The following is a 23,503-nucleotide window of genomic DNA, read 5'->3' as shown; positions in this document are numbered from 1 at the left end:
CGTCTCGTCCAGTTCAAATGACATGAAAAGAAGAAATGCCCGACAAAACCGTTACCAAAGGCTTCTGTCAGTCATTTTTAAATGAGCCGGCCAACGTATCCGCACTCGCCGGAAACCGGCGCCAACGCGGCATATTGCGGCGATCCAATGTCATCGACGTTTTGGTTGCGGGCACGACGGATGGCTTGGCCACCAGATGCAAGTCCGTACCGGCCTTCCATTTCGCAGCAATGATACTGGGGTTATCGGCACAAAATTCATTCAGCCGAGAAATCACCCTGTGCTGCGTTTTTACAGCTTCCGGGAAAGTTTGAGCGGTCCAGAACCGTTTGCGCGGGCGGAAATATCCGACTTCATCAAGAAACGACACACCAAAATAGTGGCACGATTCAAGCGAGTTATAAAACTGCCCATCAAAGACGAAGCTACCATCCCGTCGCATGGAATGTTTGAGACACCAGCTGAGCATCTTGTCGAGCTGGCCCGATGCAAAGTCCTGCTCGGACGGTGTCATATGCGGCCATCCGTGGCGAAACAGCTTTGCCACATCATAATTGTTATGGTTGTTAAACTGTCCCCGACTAAGCCAGCCCAGAGGATACTCCGCATCCCGTCGGGCAAGGGTTGTACGGATGATATGGGGCCATTGCCGCACATTCCCCTTGCGATAGGACACAATGTGAAACGTATAGCTCAAATCATCAAATCGGTGGATCTCACCATCGGATGAATACCACGGGCCCCAATAGCCGGTTTCAGGGTTCTGAATATCATCCAGAAAATCGGTGAATGCCGCGATGTAGGCATCATCAAGCGCAATGCCCTGAACGTTTTCACGGGCAAAATTGCGTAATCGTGGCTTAAAACACAGCTGGGCCAAACAGCACAGAACACTGCCCAGTTCATCGCGCTGATTGCGACCGGTTGCTGCAACGTCCGAGATCAAAAGGCTTTCAAGATAAGCCTGCATTTTAGGAATGGTCGAGACCGGCTCAAGAAAATGAAGCGGATATCGTGGCGCGCGTTTTTCAGAAGCAAGCTCATGCAGGCGCACAATGGTTGCATCAAATTTGTGATGGAATTCGGTATACTGCCAGCCCCACGACCCATCGATTTCCGATTGTCGTGCGACATAGCTTTGATCGGTTTCGTCAAAACTGCTTTCAAGCTTTTCAACAAGATCGTCCAAGCGTGGCCAATATGCTGTATAGCGCGCCAGCCATTTTGCATAGATGTAAAGCTGCTGGGATGCCAGCATGGTTCGGCTATATTCGCTAAACCGGCGCAAAATTGCTGCCATAACACCAAGATGGTCGTTATATCGCTGTACCTTGTCGTGATAGGCACGATCATACCGGGTGAAATCCCGGGCGATGACGCATCCATCTACAGTATTTGCCAAATGCAGAACTGACGACATATGTACCCCTGATGTGTTGCCGAGGTGAAAGCCACTTTTCGTGTCGGTAACACCGATCTGCACGAACCACAGACGGCATTGGATTAAATTCTCCGACAACCATGACAACTTTATGGTTGTCTTATGTTCAAGTCAAAACAGCTATTAAGTGTATAGCGGTTCTTCGTACCGAAGGCTACTCCTTTGGCAAAAGTCCCACTGAGACATGCTACCTAAGAATAAGATGGTGCGTGACGGGAAACTTAACAAACACCCACGCGATAAACATTATAGATCATATAGTTAGCCATGGTGTCGTGCGGTGTTCAGACAAAAGAAAGGGCGCCCAATTGGGCGCCCGGCAATTAGATCATAAGAGATATGTCCAACTGTATAGGATGTGAGTACATCAGTATGCTGACTAATCCAGTGCCACACGGCGACGATCGCGTAGCGATGCGGCCGTTGCCCGGCCATCGCCAGTCGGCTGGTAATAAACCGACATTTCCTTGAGCGCGGCACGGACCTTTGTCAGGGCCGTTTCATCGTCAACATTAAGGTCATAGGAATCAAAGCCGCAACGGTGCATATAAAGCACCTGATCGCGCAAAACGTCCCCAATGGCACGCAATTCACCCTTAAAGCCCATGCGTTCACGCAGGACCCGGCCATATGAATAACCACGACCGTCGGTATAGGCCGGGAAGTTGACCGTGATGATCGAAAGGCGATCAAGGTCATCGGCCAGATCTTCGGGGGCGTCACCGGGATTAAGTTGCACCCCCAGCCCACCATTGCGACCGATCAGATCATCACGTTGATCCTTAAACCTTGCCAACGGCACAATCAGGTTTTCATCGCTGGCCGGAAGGCCACCCTCGGCATCAACCGTAATCCATTCCTGTTCGATCACGCTGTCATTCTTAACGATCGCCATAAAGCACCTCCTTGAACGGGTCCGTGCCAACACGACGGTACGTGTCGATGAAGCGTTCGCCTGCATCGCGGATATCAATATATTTGGTGACCAGACTTTCGATGGCATCAACCACTTCGGCCTCGGAGAAACCGGCACCAACAATTTTACCAATTGATGCGTTCTCGCTGGCGTCGCCACCAAGGGTAATCTGATAAAACTCTTTGCCACGTTTATCGAGGCCAAGAATACCAATATGTCCGACATGATGATGCCCACAGGCATTGATGCAGCCGGAAATCTTGATTTTCAGTTCGCCAATATCATGCTGACGATCCAGATCACCGAAACGCTCCGAAATGCGCTGTGACAGCGGGATCGAGCGCGCAGTTGCCAGCGCACAGTAATCAAGTCCCGGGCAGGCAATAATATCGGTCACATAGCCAAGGTTTGCCGTCCCGAGATTGGCCTTGTCCAGCTCCGTCCACAGTGCGAACAGATCAGCCTTTTTGACGTGCGGCAGAACAAGGTTCTGTTCGTGGGTCACACGCACATCCGAGAAGCTGTATTTTTCCGACAAATCGGCAACCAGTTCCATCTGAACATCGGTTGCATCCCCTGGAATACCGCCAATCGGCTTGAGCGACACACTGGCAATCGCATAACCGGGTTGTTTGTGTTCGATAACGTTCGAACGCACCCAGTTTGAAAACCCACGATTTTCAGCCTTATGACGCTCAAAGTCGGCATCATCGTCAGACAACGGCTCAAAGGCAGGTGGCGCGAACTGTTCGATGTACTGCGCAATTTCGTCGTCGCCAATACGAAGCGAACCATCCTTGATCTGCGCCCATTCTTCTTCGACAAGGCGTTGAATTTCTTCGACACCTTCTTCATGAACAAGGATCTTAATGCGGGCCTTGTATTTGTTGTCGCGACGGCCAAAGCGGTTATACACACGCAGGATGGCTTCGAGATAGGAGAACAAATCGTTCTTGCCAATGAAGTCACGCACAGTCTTGCCAACGAAAGGTGTGCGGCCAAGCCCCCCACCCACAATGACTTCAAACCCGGTTTCACCCGCATCGTTCTGATGCATGCGAAGGCCGATATCATGGACCTTGACCGCCGCACGGTCATTGGGCGAACCGGTCACGGCAATTTTGAATTTGCGCGGCAGATAGGTGAATTCAGGATGGAATGTCGACCACTGACGGATCAGTTCGCAATAAGGGCGCGGATCTTCGATTTCATCGGCCGCAGCACCGGCATACTGATCGGTCGTTGTATTCCGAATGCAGTTGCCCGATGTCTGGATGGCGTGCATCTCGACATTGGCAAGATCAAGCAGGGCATCGGGAATTTCGTCAAGCTTCGGCCAGTTATACTGAATATTCTGGCGCGTGGTGAAATGGCCATAGCCCTTGTCATATTTACGCGCAATGCCGCCAAGCTCACGCAACTGATCTGCGCGCAGCGTACCGTATGGGACGGCAACGCGCAGCATGTAGGCGTGCAGTTGTAGATACACACCGTTCATCAGACGCAACGGGCGGAACTGTTCTTCGGTGATGTCACCGGCCAGACGGCGCTTTACCTGTTCACGGAATTGTTCGGTACGTTCCTGAACAAGTTGGCGGTCGAAATCGTCGTAACGATACATGGGGTCTCTCCTTATACCGCCTGATAACCAAGGTCTTCGCGCACACTTGGACCTTTGGTGCGCAGAACTTCACGGTATTTTGTCGGAACCAGTCCACCGTCGCCCTGTTCAACATCGATCAAATACGGCCCGACAATGACGACGTCGAGTTCAGGTGCGCTTGCCTCTTTAAGAAGAACAGCAGCAGCCTCTTTTCCATCGGCAACGCGGGAATCGTGGATGTTTTCGCTCCAACCGCCATCAGCAGTCAGAAACACCACCAGCCCGTCATCCAGACGGTTTGCCGTGACAACTTGCAGGGACATTCGGTTCTCTCAGCTTGTAAATCTCTCGGGTTTGGTCCTGCGGGCGGACCATTTCTGCTTCAGAATTTGGCTGATTACCCCCTATTGGTCAAGTTTTTTTGTTAAATAGACTTAACAACACAATTTATTGTGTTTAATTAATCCGCTCTTGACCGGCGAACGTACTGGTTCTAGGTCAGGGCACTGACTGTTTCGCAGCAATAAAAAGCCGCCTTGGAAATGCCCCTTCACATCATCAAACTCAGCGTTGGAACCGAAACGCCAGAAGGTCTGCGCGAATGGCAGACCTATTTTCAGGCGACTTACGGGCGGGTCTATCACACCACCCGCATGACACCGAAACGCAAGGCCGAGATTCTGGACGGCGGATCAATCTATTGGGTTTTCAAAGGCGCAATACGCTGTCGGCAGGAGGTTCTTGACCTTGAAGAGTTTGTGAATGAAGAAGGCACGAAATATTGCCGGATCGTCCTTGACCCCGAACTGATCGAAACGCGCCCTTACCCCCACCGCGCATTTCAGGGATGGCGTTATCTGAAAGAGGATAAATGCCCGCCTGACGATAAACAGGGCGGCGGCACAGAAACCCTGCCCGATGACATGGCAGATGAATTGCGCGATCTTGGCTTGATCTGACATTTCCACGAAAACGTGGCTTATGCCACCGGGCCAGTTCCGTCCTCGTCAATATCCTTTAAGGTCGCAGCAACTTCGTTCTTAAGCCAGCTGACAAAGGCGAGAACCCGTGGGCGTTTTAGATGATCTTCGGGATAGACAAGGTAATAGGCACCATTTGACGCCACACTTTGCGCGAAGGGTCGGACAAGATTTCCTGCTTTAAGATCAAGGGCAGCCAGACTTGTTCTCGCCATGCCAAGCCCCTGCCCGATCAATGCCGCCTGAATGACCATATCACCGGAATTAAACCGCAACCCGCGGCTAACATCGACGTCTGTGACGTCAACAGCATCAAGCCAGAATTCCCAGTCCGCGGCATGGGGATGATCCATCACCACCGTTGCGTCGTGCAGCAACTGATGCCCTGCAATATCAGTTGGGGTATTCAATGGCGGATGAGCCGCCAGATATGCCGGACTACACACCGGAAACGATTCATCATGCATCAGCAACTCGCAATGCAGGTTTGGATATTCCCCGTTCCCAAAGCGTACCGCCAGATCAATACTTTCTGTATGCAGGTCGACCAACCGGTCATCGGCATGAATCCGCACGTCAATATCGGGGTAAGCTTCGCGAAAATGCCCCAGACGCGGCACCAGCCATTTGACCGCAAAGCTTTGCAGCACACTGACCGTCACAACGCCTGTGTCCTCCACCGCCTTTAACCGTTCGATTTCATCAGCAATTTTGGAAAACCCGGCACTGGTGGCGTGCGACAGTCTGGCCCCTTCTTCGGTCAGATGAATTTGCCTTGGCAACCGGTGAAACAACCGAAACCCAAGATATTCTTCCAATTGCCTTACCTGCTGACTGATCGCGCCCTGGGTCACGAACAATTCTTCGGCGGCGCGGGTAAAACTTAGATGGCGCGCCGCCGCATCAAAGGCGCGCAAAGATTGCAGTGGGGGTAAACGCATGAGGCCTTCCTGACAGGGTACGAATTAGATTTTCTAATACATAACTGCAGAATTACTCGTTTGTCACGGCGATATTTTACAAGGACTATGGTGACAACACGAAACAACGCATTAGCGAAATTACATCAAGGAGGTCGCAATGTCTTATACCCCACATCCGACCCAATGCCTGTCAGCATCCTGTGAAGTGTCTTCATCCACGCAGCGACGTGTCACACCACATCAGACAAACTGGATGAAACAGATCAACAATTTTGCCAATTTCTTCGCACTTGTGCTGCAACGTCGCGCACAACGCCGTGCTCTTATGCGCCTGAGCGATGCAGCACTGGCAGATATCGGCCTTACCCGCGCACAAGCAGAAGAAGAATATCGCAATTCTTTCCCCCTGCTGTAGATACCGACAAAAGGCGCTCACCCCACCATCCATCGCATTGCCCCTGTAGCATCCCGGCAAGAGTTTTGATGCCCCTTGCGCCACCAGCAATCATCGCGCACTCTTGTTACTGGAATTTATCATTAAGCTGCAGGGGCATGGCGCGATGGCATCGGATGACAAATCCAAAAAAATAGACGACACAAAATTGGACGACGGTGCTCCCGGCAAAGATGCTGGAAGCACCCTCCCATCAAGCATTGCGGCCCAGCTTTCTGCACAGCCGGAAACGGCTGACCTTCCCCCTGACGTCAGCCTTGACCCGCAAGAACGCGCGTCAAGAATGCCATCGAAACAGTATTTGCAACTGATCACGCCGCTGCACATTCAATTGTTGCGGCTTCAAAACTGGATCAAAGAGCAAAACGTCAAATCATTGATCATTTTTGAAGGTCGTGATGCTGCGGGTAAAGGCGGTACAATCAAGCGTTTTACCGAACATCTCAACCCGCGTGGTGCGCGGATTGTCGCATTGGCCAAACCCAACGATAGCGAAGCCACCCAATGGTATTTCCAGCGGTATATCGAACATCTGCCAAGTGGCGGCGAAATCGTTCTTTTTGACCGATCTTGGTATAACCGTGCGATGGTCGAACGGGTCATGGGGTTCTGTGATATGTTTGAAGTTACAGAGTTTCTGCGCTCTGCCCCGGACCTTGAACGCATGCTGATCCGGTCAAACATTCATATGACCAAATTTTACTTCTCGGTCAGTAAGAAAGAACAGGCCAAACGGTTTAAGCAACGCAAAAACGACCCGCTAAAACAATGGAAGCTCAGCCCGGTTGATTTGGCGTCTCAGGATCTTTGGGATGCTTACGCAGAAGCCAAACGCGACATGTTCTATCATACGTCAACCACAGATAGCCCGTGGGTGATTGTGAAATCCGACGACAAGAAACGCGCGCGGATTAACGCCATCAGATATTACCTGTCGGGTTTTGATTATCCGGGGAAGCGCCCCGAACTTTTGACCTATGATCGCCGGATCATCCACAACGTCGCCGAAGAGCTCGAAGAAGGGTGATTTCAGCCCAAAACGATGTATTCGGGCAAAATCCTTCCAGATCGTGAAAACATTGTCCCGGTAACATTTGCGCTCATTGACATTACAAGCCTTGCCACCTTTACTTGCACCATCAAATATTTGGGAGGCAAACAATGGCTAAATGTGCATTTATCGGTTTAGGTGTCATGGGATATCCTATGGCCGGTCACCTGCAGAAAGCGGGCCACGACGTTACCGTCTATAACCGTACTGCGGCAAAAGCAGAAAAATGGGTTTCCGAATATGGTGGCGCATCGGCAGCCACCCCGGCAGAAGCCGCCAACGGGGCCGAGTTCGTCTTTTCCTGTGTCGGCAATGATGATGACCTACGCAGTGTCACCACGGGCAGTGATGGCATTCTATCAACCATGGAAAGTGGTTCGATCCTGATTGATAACACCACCGCATCCGCAGATGTCGCCCGCGAACTTCATGCTGCGGCCAAGGAAAAAGGCGTTTCACTGATCGATGCACCGGTATCAGGTGGTCAGGCGGGTGCTGAAAACGGTGTTTTAACCGTTATGTGCGGGGGCGATCAGGCTGCATTTGACCGCGCAGCCCCGGTCATTGATGCCTTCGCCAAATCATGTAAATTGATGGGCGAAAGCGGTTCGGGTCAATTGACCAAAATGGTCAACCAGATTTGCATTGCCGGGCTTGTTCAGGGACTTTCCGAAGGGATTAACTTCGGCGTCAAAGCCGGTCTTGATATGGAAAAAGTTCTTGATGTGATTTCCAAGGGTGCGGCAGGCAGCTGGCAAATGGAAAATCGCGGCAGCACCATGGTCGAGAACAAGTTTGATTTCGGCTTTGCTGTTGACTGGATGCGCAAGGACCTTGGTATTTGCCTTGAAGAATCCAAACGCAATGGCGCCCGCCTGCCGGTGACGTCACTGGTCGATCAGTTCTATGCCCAAGTGCAGGAACGTGGCGGCCAGCGTTGGGATACGTCAAGCTTGATTGACCTGCTTTCACGCGGGTAACTGGACCAATCAGACGCCAAACAAAAAACGCGGCCCAAGGGCCGCGTTTTTCTTTATCGACAGAACCTTTTGCGTGGACCTAAAGCCCGGCACGCAAAAGCGGTTCAACCTGATCACGATAGTTGGCAAGCGGCCCATTGCTGAAATAGCCAACGGCACATTCAAGGACCGAGTCCCTGAATGCTTCGGCTGGCGTTTCATCGTCTTCATTTTCCGCATCAAGGCTTTCACGGTCAGCCTGTGCACCAAAACGATCAATTTTGATATCGCGTTCACAGGTTTGTGCTTCTATCGAAGCCAATGATTGACGTGGATCGCGACGACGGGATGGCAAGGCATGGGCAAGATCAATCTCGCGCTCAAATTCCTCGACATCTTTGCGGTGCACTTCAATATCAGGAATAACGCCGTGTCCCTGAACAATGTGGTTTTCCGGCGTGGTGTAATATCCAGTGGTGATTTTAAGACCACCACCCGATGTCAGCGGCATAATACGTTGCATCGAGCCCTTGCCAAATGAACGCTCCCCGATGATCACCCCCCGCCCGTTTTCACGTAACGCAGCCGCCATCAGCTCAGCCCCCGATGCGGACCCACGGTCCAGTAAGATCACCATCGGCACACCATCAAAGAAGTCTGAACGATCCGCTTCGTAGCGGCGCAATTTACGTTCGCCCCGACCTTCTGTCGCAACAATCAAACCGTCGCTTAGGAACTGATCGGCAATGTCGGCAGCACTATCAAGCAACCCACCCGGATTGCGACGTAGATCCACAATGATCCCACGCGGTGACGCGATTTTATCTTCGAGCTGCGAAAGATAGTCCTGCGTTTGTTCAAGCGTTGTCGCATCGAACCGTGAAACCCGGATGTACCCGATATCATTATCGATTGTTCCGGCTGTCACGGATGGCACCTCGATCCGGGCCCGTTTTACCGTGACATCGAAACTGTCCTTGGTGCGCAAAATCGTTAAGGTCACGGGATCCCCGATCCTGCCACGCATGCGGCGCACGGCCTCAGATATCGGTTCGCCATTCATTTCATAACCGTCAATATGGGTAATACGGTCATCGGGTTGCAGCCCGGCGCGTGCAGCCGGAGTGTCGTCAATCGGCGAGACGATCCGAATGCGTTTATCGTCATCAAGCGAAATCACAATACCAACACCGGCAAAGCTGCCTTCTGTACTTTCCTGTAAACGACGGAACATGTCATCGGTCATATAGGCGCTATGTGGATCGAGTTCATGCAAGCTGTCATCAAGAACAGCACCAACGATGCCGGTCGGCGACATATCATCGACTTCCAGCCCATCAAGTGCGGCAATGCTATTTTGGACAAAGACTGGCGTATCAATGTTTTCGACATAGGTTTCAGAAAGAACCTGCAGCGCTTCGGTATAGAGTTTGTCGGCGCGCGCAAACTGATCTTCCGTCGCATTGACCGTCACGTGATCGCGATACGCGTCAAGAAACACGCGCTCTTCACCGCTGGGCCATGCAGGCCCTGCACAGGCGACCAACCTTGTCCCGGCGAACGAAATCAGCACCGCAAACAAAATCGGTAATATTCCTTTGCGCAGCAACAGCCCACTCCTGTCTTTTATCATCTGGTTTACGGATCGAAATCCGATTTCATAATTTCCAAGTCTAGCCTGCCTTTTTCAGATTGGCGAGCCCTCGACTTGCTTTATCGTCTGATTAGGGTCTGAGCCTAATATCGGATGCTTTTACTCTCTTTGCCAGTGGCAACCGTTTACATACCTTTGCGACCAATGTCTGAGACGCATTTTAATGCATCTTTGCGAAACAGACTCGCTCTTGTGACTTCGCCCCGTTATGCTGCTTTCTAACAAACAAAGTTGGCGAAAAGCTGACTGTTCCGAGCGGGCGGCTCACATCTCAGGGAGACGTCTTTTTTCATGACTGACTTTACGCCACCAATTCAGGATTTTCGGTTTCTAATCCACGACGTGATCGGGCTTGATACGGTTGCAAACCTGCCCGCTTTCGCGGAGATCAGCCCGGATCTTGTCGATGCCATCCTTGAAGAAGCATCCAAACTTGCGTCATCGGTCCTCGCACCACTGAACCGTATCGGCGATCAGGAAGGTGCGAAACTTCTTGATGACGGCACTGTTCGTACGCCAACCGGATGGAAAGAAGCCTATGCACAGTTTTGTGAAGGTGGCTGGCAAGGTATTTCCGCGCCAGAGACCGAAGGCGGCATGGGCCTGCCAATTTTGCTCAGCGCCGCAGTTGCGGAAATGTGGCATGCTTCGAATATGGCCTTTGCGCTATGTCCGATGTTGACCGCAGGCGCGATTGAGGCCCTAACAATTCATGGTTCAGATCAGCAACGTGCGCTTTATCTATCGCGGATGGTCAGTGGCAAGTGGACAGGCACGATGAACCTGACCGAACCGCAGGCCGGTTCGGATCTTTCAAAAGTACGCAGCCTTGCTGTCCCCCAAAAGGACGGCACCTATGCCATCACCGGCCAAAAAATCTTTATCACCTACGGCGATCACGAGATGACGGAAAATATAGTTCATCTCGTTTTGGCCAGAACACCTGACGCGCCTGATGGTGTCAAAGGCATATCGCTGTTTATCGTTCCAAAATTCCTTGCCTCGGAAACCGGCGAAATTGGTCCACGCAACGATGTTTCATGTGTCTCGCTTGAACATAAACTTGGCATTCATGCCAGCCCGACAGCCGTTTTATCCTTTGGGGACCAAGGTGGTGCAACCGGATACCTTGTCGGCGAAGAAGGCAAAGGCCTTGCCTGCATGTTCACCATGATGAACAACGCACGTTTGGCCGTTGGCCAGCAAGGTGTGGCAATTTCAGAACGTGCCTATCAGCAAGCAGTTGATTATAGCCAACAACGCAAGCAGGGCAAATCCCTAACAATCGACGATGCCCCAATCATCATGCATGGCGATGTGCAGCGCATGTTGATGCGTATGCGATCCTCCACCGAAGCAGCACGCGCGCTTTCACTGTATGCAGCCGCTCAGCTTGACCTTGCCCATCACCAGCCTGATGAGAACCAACGCGCGGCGGCACAGGCCCGCGCAGATCTTCTGATCCCGCTGGTCAAGGCATGGTCAACTGACCTTGGTGTCGAGAATGCATCACTTGGGGTGCAAGTTCATGGAGGCATGGGCTTTATCGAAGAAACCGGTGCCGCCCAACATTTACGGGATGCGCGCATCGCCCCGATTTATGAGGGCACCAATGGCATTCAGGCGCTTGACTTTATCGGCAGAAAAGTTTTGCGCGATCAGGCAAACGCATTAAACATCTTGATTGCTGAGGCACATGATACCGTCAAAACAGCGCTTTCCGGTGATCAAAACGGCAAAGTACAAACAGCAGCGCGGCAAGTGCAAACCGCACTTGAACAACTTTCAGAAAGCACCAACATTGTTCTTGATCGCTGCAGCAGTGATGCGGCCATGGTTCAGGCTTTGGCATCGCCATATTTGCGTCAAGCTGCCCTTTGTGTTTCTGGCTGGTTGATGTTGCGCGCGTTGATGACTGCCAACAGTTCCCCTGAGGCAACTGATTTCCTGTCGGGCAAGGTCAAATCCTGTCAGTTCTTCTTTTCCCAACTCTTGCCGGAAGCGGCTTTCATGGCAGCTCAAATCGCTAATTGCAGCGAAAGCGAACTCCATGAACCCCAGCCACTATTTTGACAAACTCATTTCCCAGAGTCAGCTGCACCATCGTTATTGCAAGATGACGATGGCGCGTTGGTTTCCACCCAGCCTATTCATCCCCGCACACAAATTGCCTGCATTCGGAAATTCCATACGATTTGAAGGCATTTGAGAACAATTTCCTGTTTCGGTTTCTGATTGCTTGTCTATAATCCGCCCGATGAATCGCTTAACCCGATATATGCTAAAACAGCAGCTAATTTTGATGGTCTTTGTGACACTGGGGCTCCTCTGTGTCATTTGGCTGTCGCAAAGTCTGCGTTTTGTGGAAATGATTGTGAACCGGGGCCTATCCGTCTCGGTGTTTTTGCAGCTGACGTCATTGCTGCTACCAAGTTTTCTGGCCATCATTCTGCCGATCTCGTTGTTTTTTGTTGTGGTGTTTACCTACAACAAACTTATTCAAGATCGTGAGCTGATTGTAATGCGCTCTGCAGGTCTAAGCCAATGGGCGCTTGTAAAGCCGACCTTGATGCTTGCCGTTATGACCGCTGGATTTGGTTACTTCCTGACACTGTTCTATTTGCCTTACAGCTATCAACAGTTCAAGGAACTGCAATTCTCGATCCGCAATGATTTTTCATCAGTCCTGTTGCAGGAAGGCAGTTTCACCGATCTTGATGGATTGACTGTCTATGTCCGTGAAGTGGGCCGTGATAACGAGCTTCTTGGCATTCTTGTCCATGACTCCCGCGATCCCGAAAAACAAACGACAATGATGGCAAAGCATGGTGCGCTTGTTCGCACCGATGAAGGCCCCCGCATTGTCCTCCTTGACGGTAACCGGCAGGAAGTAAACCCGGACGACGGCACAATGTCGATCCTGTATTTTGATCGCTATGCCGTAGATATTGCCCATAGTACAGAAGATCCGGCCTTGCGCTATCGCGAAGCGCGCGAACGCAATGTATTCAATCTTCTGACGGGTGTACCGCCAAACATTTCATCAAACGATATTGGCGCATTCCGTGCCGAAGGTCATGACCGTTTGATTTCGCCGCTTTATGCTATCGGGTTTGCCAGTATTGCGTTGGCTGTTCTCGTTTCGAGTAGTTTTTCGCGACGCGGGCAAAGCGGGCGCCTACTGGGCGCCATCGGGGTTATGGTTCTTAGTCAGGCTGTGGCCATTGCCATGAAAAACTTGGCAGCAAAGAACCCGGCACTTATTCCACTGATGTATGCCAACGCTCTGCTGCCAATTATTTTAGGGCTTTACTGGACATTCCGCGGACCACAAATTCGCGCCAGCCGCGCGGCCAGTGAAGAGGCCAAGGCATGAGAATATCTCCAACGCTGACGTGGTATTTTGGCAAACATGTTCTGCTTTCGATTTTGGCGATCCTCGCCCTTCTGATCGGTTTGATCATGATTGGCGACAGCATCGAATTGCTGCGCCGTGCGGGTGGAAAGCCGGATGCAACAGTCAGTATCGTCTTTCAAATGGCAGCAAGCCGCATTCCGTTCATGACGGAAAAGGTTTTGCCGTTTGCGGTTTTATTTGGCTCAATGTTCTCGTTCTGGAAACTTACGGGCAATCAGGAACTTGTCGTCACCCGCGCAGCAGGTGTTTCTGCGTGGCAGTTTCTACTACCACCATTTATGTGCGCACTGATCCTTGGTACGCTGCAGGTTGCGGCACTTAACCCGCTGTCATCGATATTGCTGCAGCGCTACGAGATGCTTGAGGCACGTTACCTTCAGAACAATGTTAGCGTGATGAACCTGTCATCAAGCGGGCTTTGGTTGCGCCAAGGCACTCAAGATGGCCAAGCTGTGATCTATGCCCGCGAAGTGCGTAGTCAGGAAGGTGACAAAATTGATCTGCGTAATGTGACTGTTTTCCGGTTTGAAAATTCCGATGACTTTACAACGCGCCTTGATGCGAAACGTGCGATGCTGGAGCCGGGTACTTGGCATTTTTATGATGTCTGGACGTTTAATCCGGGACAAGCAAGTACGTTTAACAGTGAATTGATGCTGCCCACAAACCTTACCGCACGTAAAATTCAAGATAGTTTTGCATCACCTGAAACCATGTCGTTCTGGGACTTAAAGCCGTTCATCAATTTGCTGGAACGTGCAGGCTTCAATGCGACCCGCCACCGAATTCATTTCCACAGCCTACTCTCACGCCCCCTACTTTTATGTGCTATGGTCCTGATTGCAGCGGCCTTTTGCCTTAAATTTTCTCGACGGCGGCGTGTGTCTCTTGTTATCGGTGGGGGGGTTGCTACCGGCTTCATTCTTTATTTCTGTACGGATGTCATTTCGGCACTGGGTGTATCAGGCGGCATTCCACCAATTTTATCGGCATGGGCACCTGCCGGTATTTCTTTGTTGCTAGGGGTTTCAACATTGCTACATCTTGAGGATGGCTAGTTAAATGGCCATGACAGGGGGAATGATCAAAAAACTCGCCGCCGGTACCATATTGGGATGCGGAATGTTTTTTGTTGGGTTCAGCATCAGCACAGCCAAGGCGCAGGCGACATCTTCCCAAGCAGGAGAGGAAGAACCGGCACTTCTGTTTAGTGCCGATGAAGTAGATTATAACCGCGAGCTTCAAACTGTAACCGCACGCGGCAACGTCGAAATATCGCGCGAAGGCCGTATTCTTCTCGCTGATACTGTCAGCTATGATCAATCCCAAGACGTCATGACCGCCTCAGGAAACGTCAGCATCACAGAACCAAACGGCGAAGTGACGTTTGCAAGTTATGTTGAGCTGAGCGGCGATTTTAAAAACGGCATTGTCAAAGACATTTACATTCTACTGGATGAAAACACGCGCATTGCGGGCACCGGCGCACGGCGCAGTGGCGGAAACTTTACTGAAATTGCCAAAGCCGTCTATTCGCCTTGCAAGGTATGCGAAGACGACAGCGACAGCCCTCCTCTTTGGCGCATTCGCGCTGCGCGCGTCATGCACGACGCCGACGCAAAGACTGTTGAATACGAAGACGCCAGATTGGAAGTGGGCGGTATTCCGATCCTTTATACCCCGTATTTGCAGCATCCGGACCCGACAGTAAAGCGCCAATCAGGCCTCCTTGCGCCATCCTTTGGTAGCACGAGCTATGTTGGCTCTTTCTTTGCGCAGCCCTACTACGTCGCCATAGACAAAAGCAAAGACGTAACTTTAACACCGATCTATACCACAGATGAAGGTCCTGTTCTGGCGACAGAATACCGTCAACGGTTTGACAGTGGTGAGATGGAATTTGATGGCAGTGTAACACGTGACAGCGATGACCGTTTCCAAGGCCATATCGACGCCGAGGGCCGGTTTGACATTGATGAGACTTGGCGCTGGGGCTTTGATGCAGAGCAGGCATCTAACAAAACATATCAGTCACGTTACGGATTTGATTCGCCGTCTGTCTTAACCTCCAACCTGTTCACGGAGGGATTCCGGGGTGCCAGTTACAGTCGTATTGACGGATATTATTTCCAGGGACTGAAGGAAGATGATGACCGCGATACAACGCCTATCATCTTGCCCCATATGGAGTTCCACGGCCAAACGGAGCCCGCGAAATATGGCAGCTACACAACATTGGACCTTGATGGGCTTTCACTGACCCGCGAAGATGGTGCAGATTCGCACCGTGTCTCCGCCAAAGCTGGATGGGCTCTTCCGTATATCGGATCAATGGGCGACGTCACCAAACTTAGCTTATCCGTGCGTAGCGACAACTATATTGTCTCAGACGTCGAACGAGACGGAAAAAGTGACTATAGCGGATATACTGGGCGGCTGTTGCCCTTGGCTGCGATTGACTGGAGTATGCCTTTCGTCAGTGATCAGGGCGAATACCACCATATCATCAAACCAATGGCCATGGCCGCATGGTCGCCCAATGGCGGCAACCCCGACGAAATTTCAAACGAAGATTCCCAGTCGTTTGAATTTGACGATATTAACCTGATGGCGCATGACCGTTTCGGTGGACTTGACCGGGCAGAAGATGGTTTCCGCGCAAGTTACGGCTTGGAATGGGGCGTATATGGTCAGTCTGGTGGTTACACCAGTGCCATGTTTGGCCAAAGCTATCGCGCAAATGACAACAATACCTTTGCCCCAGGGTCTGGCCTTGACGAACATCTGTCTGACTACGTGGGCCGCGTAACCGTCTCGCCGAGTAAATACCTTGACCTCACCTATCGCTATCGTCTCGATAACGATGATTTTTCTGCTAGACGTAATCAAGTGTCGGCCACTGTTGGCTCGATAGATACACTACGCCTCAACACGACCTACGTACATTTCACCGACGATGCCGGCAGTGAAGAGTTCAACGAGCGCGAAGAACTGTATTTCAAAGCAGAGCGCCAATTTAGTGAATTCTGGTCCGGCATGGCCTATAGCCGTTATGACATTGATCAGGATGACCCACTTGAGTACGGTGTCGGCTTTGTGTACGAGGATGAATGCTTCATCTTTGATGGTCGGGTTCGTCGTACCTTCTATCAGGATCAGGACTTGGGTGAGTCCGACGAATTTTTGTTCCGCCTCGTATTCAAGACCCTGGGCGAATTTGCATCTGCAGCCGGATTGTAAGATAGAATGATTTCAAAATTTTCGACCGTAGCATTCAAGAACGTCCTTTTCATTCTAAGCACAGTCATACTGGTGTCTGCCGGTGGTATTGCACGCGCCCAATCACCAGTTGGCGTTGCTGCCGTCGTTAATGACCAACCGATTTCAATCATCGATCTTGTCGAACGCATTAAATTGATTGCCGTTTCGTCAAACATCGAAATGACGCCACAAAAAAGCAATGAGATGGCTCCGCAAATTCTGCAACAGCTGATCAATGAGAAGCTACAAATGCAGGAGGCGGAACGTCGCGGCATTGAAGTGACGCAAAGCGATATCGACCTTGCAAAATCAACGATCGAGCAAAATGCCGGATTGGCAAGCGGGATGCTTGATAAATTCCTTGAACAACGTCGGGTCGCAGCAGGCACCATCGAAGATCAGATCAAACCGCAGGTCGCGTGGCAAAAACTGCTGGGCACGATGCGCCGTGATGTGCAGATTTCCGATGCTGAAATTGATGAGAACCTTGCCCGCATCGAAAGCAACCAGGGAAAGCCGCGCAACCGGGTACAGGAGATTTTCCTTCCTGTTGATAATCAGCAAGACAGCAGCAAAGTCTATCAAACAGCACAAGAAGTCCTCAAGGCGCTGGATCAAGGTGCTGATTTCGGTGGTCTTGCCCGACAGATTTCCGCCAGCACGAGTGCGCCAGCAGGTGGTGACTTGGGTTGGCTGTATGCCGGTGAAGTAGCAAGCGAACTACAACTGGCCATCAATCAGCTTGAACCCGGTGACGTAAGCGCACCGATCCAAACCATACGCGGCTACTACATCATCAAGCTTCTGGATCGCCGCCGCGGTGACGCCGCAGCCATTACCGATACCCGACTTGATCTTTACCAGTTGTTTGTTCCGGTTGCCGCCGACACACCACAAGACCAATTGAATGCAAAACTCGCAGTCATGGATAATGCGAAAAAAACTGCTGACAGCTGTCAGGCCTTGGCAAATGTTGCTGTTGATCTTGGTTCTGATCTCAGTGGCGAGATGAAAGGCATTTCACCAAATGACCTTTCCGGTCCGGTAAGCCGCGCGGTTGGTGGCCTAGACAAAGGCCAAATTTCGGATGTGATCCGTGTCGACGGTGGTGCGCTTCTGGTAATGGTTTGCGACAAGATCGAAAAAAGCAACCTTCCGGATCGCAAAAGTGTCGAAAACAGGCTGCTGATGGAACGACTTGATATCTTGGCACGTCGGAAACTTCGCGAACTTCGTCGTGAAGCCTTCATCGATATTCGGATATAATCTGGTCTCTGGGATATATTTCAATGAGCAAGATCGCGCCGATTGCCTTAACCATCGGCGAGCCCGGTGGCATCGGCCCGGAGCTTGCCCTGAAGGCATGGCAACGCCGAACCGATGATGCCTTGTCGCCGTTTTGCGTGTTGACCCCGATCAGAATCTTAAAACAGGCGATAGATCAAACAGGAATTGATATCCCGCTTGTTCGTCTTTCCGACATTTCAGAAACGACCACTGCGTTTACAAGCGCACTACCAGTTCTTGATATTGAAGATACAAACGCGTCAATCATTCCCGGCACAGCGTCGCCCGCGACGGCAAAAATCGTGATTGACAGCATCACGCGCGCGGTAGAGTTAACAAGATCAGGTGCGGCAAGTGCCGTTGTGACAAACCCGCTCCAGAAAAGTGCCCTTTATACGGCCGGGTTCAAACATCCCGGTCACACAGAATTTCTTGCGGAACTCGCAGGTCCGGGCACGGTCCCAGTTATGATGTTGGCGAACGCAAAACTGCGTGTCGTGCCACTGACAATCCATATTGCACTTGCAGAGGTCCCCAAGCAATTGACGGCCGCTTTGATTGGTATCCTTTGTCACATCACGGCAAAGGCGCTACAACGCGATTTCGCGATTATGCACCCACGCCTTGCGATTGCGGGACTAAACCCGCACGCTGGTGAAGACGGTACCATGGGCATTGAAGAACAAACCATCATGATACCCGCCATCAAAAAACTACGGGACGAAGGCCTTGATGTCATTGGCCCGCTGCCAGCGGACACCATGTTTCATGAAGAAGCCCGCGCGCAATACGACGTGGCACTTTGTCCGTATCATGATCAGGCGCTTATTCCGGTCAAGACCCTTGATTTCCATGGTGGTGTAAATGTCACCTTGGGATTGCCATTTATCAGAACATCGCCCGATCATGGCACCGCCCTTAACATCGCAGGCAAGGGCATTGCACGTCCTGATAGCTTGATCGCGGCGCTTAAAATGGCGTCTGACATGGCGCACAAACGTATTTCAACAGGAGCCTGACCAAACGTGTCAGAAGACAACACACCATCTGGCAAACTTGCCAATGACGGTTTACCGCCGCTGCGTGAGGTCATTGCGACCCATGATCTGTCAGCGCAAAAGAAATTCGGTCAGAACTTCCTGTTTGATCTTAACCTGACGGGCCGGATTGCCCGGGCTGCGGCACCGCTTAACGATGCGACCGTCATTGAAATCGGACCGGGGCCCGGCGGCTTAACACGGGCCTTGCTGTTCAATGGTGCCAACAACCTGACCGTGATTGAGCGCGATCCACGCTGCCAACCGGTTCTTGAACAGATCAGCAACCATTATCCCGATGCGTTGCATGTGATTGACGGCGATGCGTTGGATGTAGATGTCACCACACTTGGCCCTGCCCCTCGTAAGATCGTCGCCAACCTGCCCTATAACGTTGGAACACAGCTTTTGATTAACTGGCTCATGCAGATTGACCAGTTCACCAGCCTGACCTTGATGTTCCAGAAAGAAGTTGCCGAACGCGTCGTCGCCCGCCCCAAGAGTAAAGCTTACGGGCGCCTTTCGGTACTGTGTCAGTATCTGTGTGATTGTGACATTCTGTTTGATGTTCATCGTAGTGCCTTTACCCCACCGCCAAAAGTGACGTCCGCTGTGGTGCAATTGCGCCCCAAAGAAGATCGCGGAACGAAAATAGACCTGACCAGTCTGGCAAAGATCACACAAGCCGCATTTGGCCAACGCCGTAAAATGCTGCGCGCCAGCTTAAAAACGCTCAACATCAATGTGGGTGAATTGCTGGCAAAGGCCGAAATTACGGAAACATCACGGGCCGAAGAACTCAGCGTTGCAGATTTCGTGCGCCTAACGCAAATCCATGACGAAATGGCCGCTTCGTAAGGCGGCCATTTTCCAGGTCATAGATCAATCTGTCAGAAGCTTTTTGACAAAGCCCGGCAACCCGGTTTGCCGCGCCCGTTTCACGCGCTCTGCCCCAATGATATGTTCCACATCGGCAAGGCAGCGTTCAAGGTCATCATTGATCAGGACGTAGTCGAATTCTTCCCAATGACTGATTTCTGCACCGGCCTTTGCCATGCGCTTCATAATCACATCATCGGCATCTTGTCCGCGATCGCGAAGACGACGTTCGAGTTCGCCTGACGACGGTGGTAGGACAAACACCGAAACAACATCATCACCGCCCTTTTCGCGTAATTGACGAGCACCTTGCCAATCAATATCAAAAAGAACGTCGTGCCCCTCTGACAGCGCCTTTTCGACCGGGGCCATCGGCGTGCCATAGTAGTTGCCAAACACTTCGGCCCACTCAAGAAGCTCGTCATCGGCGATCATGTGCTTAAATTCATCAACCGATTTAAAGAAATAATGCGTGCCTTCGTCTTCACCGGGCCGTGATTCACGGGTAGTCGCCGAAACCGACAGCGAAATCTTGTGGTCTTTTTCAAGGAGCTGGCGGGTAATAGTTGTTTTCCCGGCCCCGGACGGCGCACAGAAGACCAGCATAAGGCCACGGCGGCTTGCCTGTTCAGTCATATCGCGTTTCCTTCCCTACCCGCTTATTCGACGTTCTGGACCTGCTCGCGGAGCTGATCAATGATCACTTTAAGCTCCATCCCGCAATTGGTCAGTTCGATGTCATTGGCTTTGGAACACAGCGTGTTGGCTTCCCGATTGAATTCCTGACACAGGAAATCAAGTTTACGGCCAATGGCTCCACCTTTGGTCAACATGTCGCGTGCGGCAATGATATGGGCCTTAAGACGGTCAATCTCTTCGCGAATGTCGGCCTTGGTCGCCAGAAGGGCCGCTTCCTGATGGAGGCGTTCCAGGTCAAATTTTCCAGCATCCATCAGTTCGTCGATCTGGCGTTTCAGTCGTTCCTTGATCGCATCTCCGCGCGCCGATGCACAGCTTTCCGCATGGGTAACAGTCGCCTCGATATTATCGACATGCCCACGCAGCATCGCATCGAGTTTGGCACCCTCTTCTGCACGATGTGCATCCATCTGATCAATCGCATCGCTCAAGCTGGCAAGGACCGCACCATCACGGGCGTCCCGACTTGCATCATCTTCCTGCGTTTCAACGGTCTCAAGCACGCCGCGTACGTTCATCAAATCCGCAATTGTTCCGGCTGAAAGGCTGCTGGTGTTGTCAAATTCTTCGGCAAGGGAAACCAGTTCAGAAAGCAGTTCCCGATTAACCTGATAGGTACTTCCGTCCGACGCGCGTACAACATTGAGGGTAACGCCCATATTGCCGCGTTTGAACCGCTTTGACACCGCATCGCGGACCTTGGCTTCAAGGCGTTCAAAACCGCCATTCAAGCGCACACGGACATCAAGGCCCTTGCCATTGACACTGCGCAGTTCCCAGGTCCAGCCAAAGCCGTCCGCAGCACCATCTGTGCGCGCAAATCCGGTCATGCTTGATACGGTCATATTTTCATCCAGTCTGATTTCATGTTTGCGTGTTTATAACGGTTGCCCCCAGCCACGCCAAGGTCGAACACGGCCCCGATTGAGATAACACCAAACAGGTCCCGACAATATGGTATGTCTGAGCAGTATTTCATAATGCTGCCCCAATGCTGCAGCATGTTCCGCCAAAATAACACATCGACACATCCGAACTGCATACGAGCAACCATGTCATTTCAATACCATGCCATCCTGATCACCGGTGCCAGTTCCGGTATCGGTGCAGCCCTTGCCCGTCAATTTGCCCGTACGGGTGTCACCCTGTTCATCAGTGGCCGTGATCAGACACGCCTGCGACTGGTTGAAAATGAATGCCGTGCTGCCGGTGCTAACGTCTTCGCAGACGTCCTTGATGTCACTGCGCGCGAAACCATGGCGGCCTATGTGTCGCAATGCGACGAGATCGCGGCACTCAGCCTTGTCATTGCTAATGCAGGCATCTCAGCCGGCACAGGGGGCGACGGCGAAAGCCCCGAACAGGTCCGCGATATCTTTGCTACCAATGTTGCCGGCGTGCTTAACACCATTGATCCGGCGATTGAAAAGATGCGCATCCGTGGGCACGGTCAAATCGCTGTCGTTGCCTCACAGGCATCCTGGCGGGGATTGCCATCCGCCCCGGCATATTGTGCCAGTAAGGCCGCCATTCGCACCTATGGCGAAGGCTTGCGTGGTGCACTGGCCCCATCGGGCATCAAGGTAAACGTCATTTGTCCGGGGTTCGTTAAAAGCCGGATTACCGATGCCAATGATTTTCCGATGCCCTTTTTCATGCAGGCAGACAAAGCCGCACGTAAAATCGTTCGCGGGCTGGAAAGAAACAAAGGCATGATCGCATTCCCGTGGCCGATGAATATTCTGATCGGCATGCTTAAAATGGCCCCGCAATGGGTGCTTGATTTGGCAGCGTCACGCATCCCAAAGAAAACGTCAGGCATTAAGCAAATCGAAAACTAAGTCCCGCCCGGCAGACTTATGCAAAAACCATTCGAAAATGACAAAGGCGGTCTTTTTAAGAGACCGCCTTTTTTTATCGATTTTCAGCATCGAACATCGTTTGACGAAGACTAGACTAGATTACCTTACTGGCTGTCACGCAGGCGCCGCCATTTGGCAACATTGCGATTATGCTCGTCAAGGGTGCGGGCAAAGGCATGACCGCCTGTGCCATCCGCCACGAAATAAATATCTTCTGTTTCCGACGGATGTAAAACCGCATAAATCGCATCACGGCCCGGGTTGGTAATCGGCGATGGCGGCAACCCGGCGGTGACATAAGTATTATACGGGCTTTCAAAACGAAGATCGTTACGGGTCAAAGCGCGATCAAGACGTTTTTTCGGACTAACCGCATAGGCCACCGTCGGATCAGATTGAAGCCGCATGTTGCGGTTTAGGCGGTTGACAAAAACCCCCGCCACGCGTCCACGTTCGGCCGCCACTCCTGTTTCGCGTTCCACAATCGACGCCAGAACAATCGCTTCGTTAATGGTATCGAATGGAAGCTCCGAATCCCGGCCCGGCCATAGTTCATCGACCAGCGCATCATGCGCAGCTCGCATCCGATCAATGATGCTTTGCTTCGTATCACCGTATGAGAACTGGTAGGTTTCGGGCAACAGGGTCCCGTCCTTGGGGATATCGGCGATATCACCGGTCAGACCATCGACCAGATTGATCCGGTCAATGATTTCTCCTGATCTCAACCCTTCGGGGATGGTAACGAACCGTCGAACGGTCTCACCACTTGCCAGAATCTCCGCGGCCTGACGGGGACTGACCCGGGCGGGAAAATGATATTCGCCCGCACGCAAAGAACGATCCAGCCCGGCGACACGCACCCCGGCCAAAAAGATCAAAGGTTCTTCGACAATCTGTTCACGTTGGAAAATTTCGGCAATACCGCGCACCCCCGTCCCTTGCGGGATGATGATGTCGCTGCCCTGCACAAGTTTGCTTGGTGACGTGTATTGCACATAAACATACACCGCCGCCCCACCAATGGTGAGAGCGGCGGTGATGCATAAAAAGCCAAGAACAAGCAGAAAACGCTTCAA

The 23,503-nt window shown here is 51.8% G+C and carries 21 protein-coding genes; 12 read left to right on the top strand and 9 right to left on the bottom strand.

Going from position 1 to position 23,503, the window contains the following annotated elements; all coding sequences use genetic code 11:
- Nucleotides 1-67 precede the first annotated feature (67 nt).
- The 4 genes from K355_RS0101220 to K355_RS0101205 all read right to left on the bottom strand — a co-directional run bounded on the left by K355_RS0101220 (nucleotide 68) and on the right by K355_RS0101205 (nucleotide 4,283).
- Nucleotides 68-1,420: a hypothetical protein gene (locus K355_RS0101220; RefSeq protein ID WP_028791197.1), complete on the bottom strand. Its 1,353-nt coding sequence runs from the start codon at nucleotides 1,418-1,420 to the stop codon at nucleotides 68-70.
- Between the two features lie 400 nt (nucleotides 1,421-1,820).
- The gene (locus K355_RS0101215) at nucleotides 1,821-2,336 is read right to left on the bottom strand and encodes a DUF934 domain-containing protein (RefSeq protein ID WP_022730289.1); all 516 of its coding nucleotides are present in this window, start codon (nucleotides 2,334-2,336) and stop codon (nucleotides 1,821-1,823) included.
- A complete protein-coding gene (locus K355_RS0101210; protein ID WP_022730288.1) occupies nucleotides 2,323-3,978 on the bottom strand; it encodes a nitrite/sulfite reductase in 1,656 nt (551 codons plus the stop codon). Before K355_RS0101210 ends, K355_RS0101215 begins: the two co-directional genes overlap by 14 nt.
- 11 nt (nucleotides 3,979-3,989) lie before the next feature.
- Nucleotides 3,990-4,283, bottom strand: a complete 294-nt coding sequence (locus tag K355_RS0101205) for a DUF2849 domain-containing protein (RefSeq protein ID WP_022730287.1) — start codon at nucleotides 4,281-4,283, stop codon at nucleotides 3,990-3,992.
- A gap of 219 nt (nucleotides 4,284-4,502) precedes the next feature.
- On the opposite strand from K355_RS0101205, the gene K355_RS0101200 reads away from it, so the two are divergent.
- The gene (locus K355_RS0101200; protein WP_022730286.1) at nucleotides 4,503-4,919 is read left to right on the top strand and encodes a DUF1489 family protein; all 417 of its coding nucleotides are present in this window, start codon (nucleotides 4,503-4,505) and stop codon (nucleotides 4,917-4,919) included.
- Nucleotides 4,920-4,939: 20 nt separating this feature from the next.
- Here the strand turns inward: K355_RS0101200 and gcvA are convergent, their stop codons facing one another.
- Nucleotides 4,940-5,881, bottom strand: a complete 942-nt coding sequence (gene gcvA, locus K355_RS0101195; RefSeq protein WP_022730285.1) for a transcriptional regulator GcvA — start codon at nucleotides 5,879-5,881, stop codon at nucleotides 4,940-4,942.
- 139 nt (nucleotides 5,882-6,020) lie between these two features.
- Between gcvA and K355_RS25705 the strand changes: the two genes are divergently transcribed.
- The 3 genes from K355_RS25705 to K355_RS0101180 all read left to right on the top strand — a co-directional run bounded on the left by K355_RS25705 (nucleotide 6,021) and on the right by K355_RS0101180 (nucleotide 8,348).
- Complete coding sequence (locus K355_RS25705) at nucleotides 6,021-6,278, top strand: DUF1127 domain-containing protein (protein ID WP_022730284.1); 258 nt, start codon at nucleotides 6,021-6,023, stop codon at nucleotides 6,276-6,278.
- A gap of 187 nt (nucleotides 6,279-6,465) precedes the next feature.
- A complete protein-coding gene (gene ppk2, locus K355_RS22830) occupies nucleotides 6,466-7,344 on the top strand; it encodes a polyphosphate kinase 2 (RefSeq protein WP_245562880.1) in 879 nt (292 codons plus the stop codon).
- Between the two features lie 104 nt (nucleotides 7,345-7,448).
- Nucleotides 7,449-8,348 carry an NAD(P)-dependent oxidoreductase gene (locus K355_RS0101180; protein ID WP_258548875.1) on the top strand — a complete coding sequence of 300 codons (900 nt, stop codon included), beginning with the start codon at nucleotides 7,449-7,451 and terminating at the stop codon, nucleotides 8,346-8,348.
- Between the two features lie 79 nt (nucleotides 8,349-8,427).
- On the opposite strand, the gene K355_RS0101175 is transcribed toward K355_RS0101180, so the two are convergent.
- Nucleotides 8,428-9,936 (bottom strand): S41 family peptidase, encoded by a 1,509-nt coding sequence (locus K355_RS0101175; protein ID WP_022730281.1) that lies wholly within the window; start codon nucleotides 9,934-9,936, stop codon nucleotides 8,428-8,430.
- Nucleotides 9,937-10,272: 336 nt separating this feature from the next.
- Here K355_RS0101175 and K355_RS0101170 point away from each other — a divergent pair, with 336 nt between their 5' ends.
- The 7 genes from K355_RS0101170 (at nucleotide 10,273) to rsmA (ending at nucleotide 19,842) form a co-directional block, all read left to right on the top strand.
- Complete coding sequence (locus tag K355_RS0101170) at nucleotides 10,273-12,054, top strand: acyl-CoA dehydrogenase (RefSeq protein WP_022730280.1); 1,782 nt, start codon at nucleotides 10,273-10,275, stop codon at nucleotides 12,052-12,054.
- 184 nt (nucleotides 12,055-12,238) lie between these two features.
- Nucleotides 12,239-13,357, top strand: a complete 1,119-nt coding sequence (lptF, locus tag K355_RS0101165; protein ID WP_342664627.1) for an LPS export ABC transporter permease LptF — start codon at nucleotides 12,239-12,241, stop codon at nucleotides 13,355-13,357.
- On the top strand, nucleotides 13,354-14,457 hold the full coding sequence (gene lptG, locus K355_RS0101160; RefSeq protein WP_022730278.1) for an LPS export ABC transporter permease LptG: 1,104 nt from the start codon (nucleotides 13,354-13,356) through the stop codon (nucleotides 14,455-14,457). Before lptF ends, lptG begins: the two co-directional genes overlap by 4 nt.
- A 64-nt stretch (nucleotides 14,458-14,521) precedes the next feature.
- The gene (locus K355_RS0101155; RefSeq protein ID WP_245562879.1) at nucleotides 14,522-16,639 is read left to right on the top strand and encodes an LPS-assembly protein LptD; all 2,118 of its coding nucleotides are present in this window, start codon (nucleotides 14,522-14,524) and stop codon (nucleotides 16,637-16,639) included.
- Between the two features lie 6 nt (nucleotides 16,640-16,645).
- The gene (locus K355_RS0101150; protein ID WP_022730276.1) at nucleotides 16,646-17,926 is read left to right on the top strand and encodes a peptidylprolyl isomerase; all 1,281 of its coding nucleotides are present in this window, start codon (nucleotides 16,646-16,648) and stop codon (nucleotides 17,924-17,926) included.
- Between the two features lie 23 nt (nucleotides 17,927-17,949).
- Nucleotides 17,950-18,966: a 4-hydroxythreonine-4-phosphate dehydrogenase PdxA gene (pdxA, locus tag K355_RS0101145; protein ID WP_022730275.1), complete on the top strand. Its 1,017-nt coding sequence runs from the start codon at nucleotides 17,950-17,952 to the stop codon at nucleotides 18,964-18,966.
- Between the two features lie 6 nt (nucleotides 18,967-18,972).
- Nucleotides 18,973-19,842: a 16S rRNA (adenine(1518)-N(6)/adenine(1519)-N(6))-dimethyltransferase RsmA gene (rsmA, locus tag K355_RS0101140; protein ID WP_022730274.1), complete on the top strand. Its 870-nt coding sequence runs from the start codon at nucleotides 18,973-18,975 to the stop codon at nucleotides 19,840-19,842.
- A gap of 24 nt (nucleotides 19,843-19,866) precedes the next feature.
- On the opposite strand, the gene gmk is transcribed toward rsmA, so the two are convergent.
- Both gmk and K355_RS0101130 read right to left on the bottom strand, forming a co-directional pair.
- A complete protein-coding gene (gene gmk / locus K355_RS0101135; protein ID WP_022730273.1) occupies nucleotides 19,867-20,499 on the bottom strand; it encodes a guanylate kinase in 633 nt (210 codons plus the stop codon).
- A gap of 23 nt (nucleotides 20,500-20,522) precedes the next feature.
- The gene (locus K355_RS0101130; RefSeq protein ID WP_022730272.1) at nucleotides 20,523-21,407 is read right to left on the bottom strand and encodes a YicC/YloC family endoribonuclease; all 885 of its coding nucleotides are present in this window, start codon (nucleotides 21,405-21,407) and stop codon (nucleotides 20,523-20,525) included.
- 207 nt (nucleotides 21,408-21,614) lie between these two features.
- On the opposite strand from K355_RS0101130, the gene K355_RS0101120 reads away from it, so the two are divergent.
- Nucleotides 21,615-22,403 carry an SDR family NAD(P)-dependent oxidoreductase gene (locus tag K355_RS0101120; protein WP_022730270.1) on the top strand — a complete coding sequence of 263 codons (789 nt, stop codon included), beginning with the start codon at nucleotides 21,615-21,617 and terminating at the stop codon, nucleotides 22,401-22,403.
- Between the two features lie 125 nt (nucleotides 22,404-22,528).
- Here the strand turns inward: K355_RS0101120 and mltG are convergent, their stop codons facing one another.
- A complete protein-coding gene (gene mltG, locus K355_RS0101115; protein ID WP_022730269.1) occupies nucleotides 22,529-23,503 on the bottom strand; it encodes an endolytic transglycosylase MltG in 975 nt (324 codons plus the stop codon).

Origin of the sequence: Thalassospira lucentensis MCCC 1A00383 = DSM 14000, assembly GCF_000421265.1 — a bacterium.
GTDB lineage: Bacteria > Pseudomonadota > Alphaproteobacteria > Rhodospirillales > Thalassospiraceae > Thalassospira > Thalassospira lucentensis.
The sequence above is the reverse complement of the archived record's forward strand: the minus strand, read 5'-3'. Positions and strand labels throughout refer to the sequence as shown.

What these genes read in the sequence shown, in the direction of transcription:
- K355_RS0101220 (WP_028791197.1), bottom strand. Translation starts at nt 1,420, where the DNA reads ATGTCGTCAGTTCTGCATTTGGCAAATACTGTAGATGGATGCGTCATC.
- K355_RS0101215 (WP_022730289.1), bottom strand. Translation starts at nt 2,336, where the DNA reads ATGGCGATCGTTAAGAATGACAGCGTGATCGAACAGGAATGGATTACG.
- K355_RS0101210 (WP_022730288.1), bottom strand. Translation starts at nt 3,978, where the DNA reads ATGTATCGTTACGACGATTTCGACCGCCAACTTGTTCAGGAACGTACC.
- K355_RS0101205 (WP_022730287.1), bottom strand. Translation starts at nt 4,283, where the DNA reads ATGTCCCTGCAAGTTGTCACGGCAAACCGTCTGGATGACGGGCTGGTG.
- K355_RS0101200 (WP_022730286.1), top strand. Translation starts at nt 4,503, where the DNA reads ATGCCCCTTCACATCATCAAACTCAGCGTTGGAACCGAAACGCCAGAA.
- gcvA (WP_022730285.1), bottom strand. Translation starts at nt 5,881, where the DNA reads ATGCGTTTACCCCCACTGCAATCTTTGCGCGCCTTTGATGCGGCGGCG.
- K355_RS25705 (WP_022730284.1), top strand. Translation starts at nt 6,021, where the DNA reads ATGTCTTATACCCCACATCCGACCCAATGCCTGTCAGCATCCTGTGAA.
- K355_RS0101170 (WP_022730280.1), top strand. Translation starts at nt 10,273, where the DNA reads ATGACTGACTTTACGCCACCAATTCAGGATTTTCGGTTTCTAATCCAC.
- lptF (WP_342664627.1), top strand. Translation starts at nt 12,239, where the DNA reads ATGAATCGCTTAACCCGATATATGCTAAAACAGCAGCTAATTTTGATG.
- lptG (WP_022730278.1), top strand. Translation starts at nt 13,354, where the DNA reads ATGAGAATATCTCCAACGCTGACGTGGTATTTTGGCAAACATGTTCTG.
- K355_RS0101155 (WP_245562879.1), top strand. Translation starts at nt 14,522, where the DNA reads ATGTTTTTTGTTGGGTTCAGCATCAGCACAGCCAAGGCGCAGGCGACA.
- K355_RS0101150 (WP_022730276.1), top strand. Translation starts at nt 16,646, where the DNA reads ATGATTTCAAAATTTTCGACCGTAGCATTCAAGAACGTCCTTTTCATT.
- pdxA (WP_022730275.1), top strand. Translation starts at nt 17,950, where the DNA reads ATGAGCAAGATCGCGCCGATTGCCTTAACCATCGGCGAGCCCGGTGGC.
- gmk (WP_022730273.1), bottom strand. Translation starts at nt 20,499, where the DNA reads ATGACTGAACAGGCAAGCCGCCGTGGCCTTATGCTGGTCTTCTGTGCG.
- K355_RS0101130 (WP_022730272.1), bottom strand. Translation starts at nt 21,407, where the DNA reads ATGACCGTATCAAGCATGACCGGATTTGCGCGCACAGATGGTGCTGCG.
- K355_RS0101120 (WP_022730270.1), top strand. Translation starts at nt 21,615, where the DNA reads ATGTCATTTCAATACCATGCCATCCTGATCACCGGTGCCAGTTCCGGT.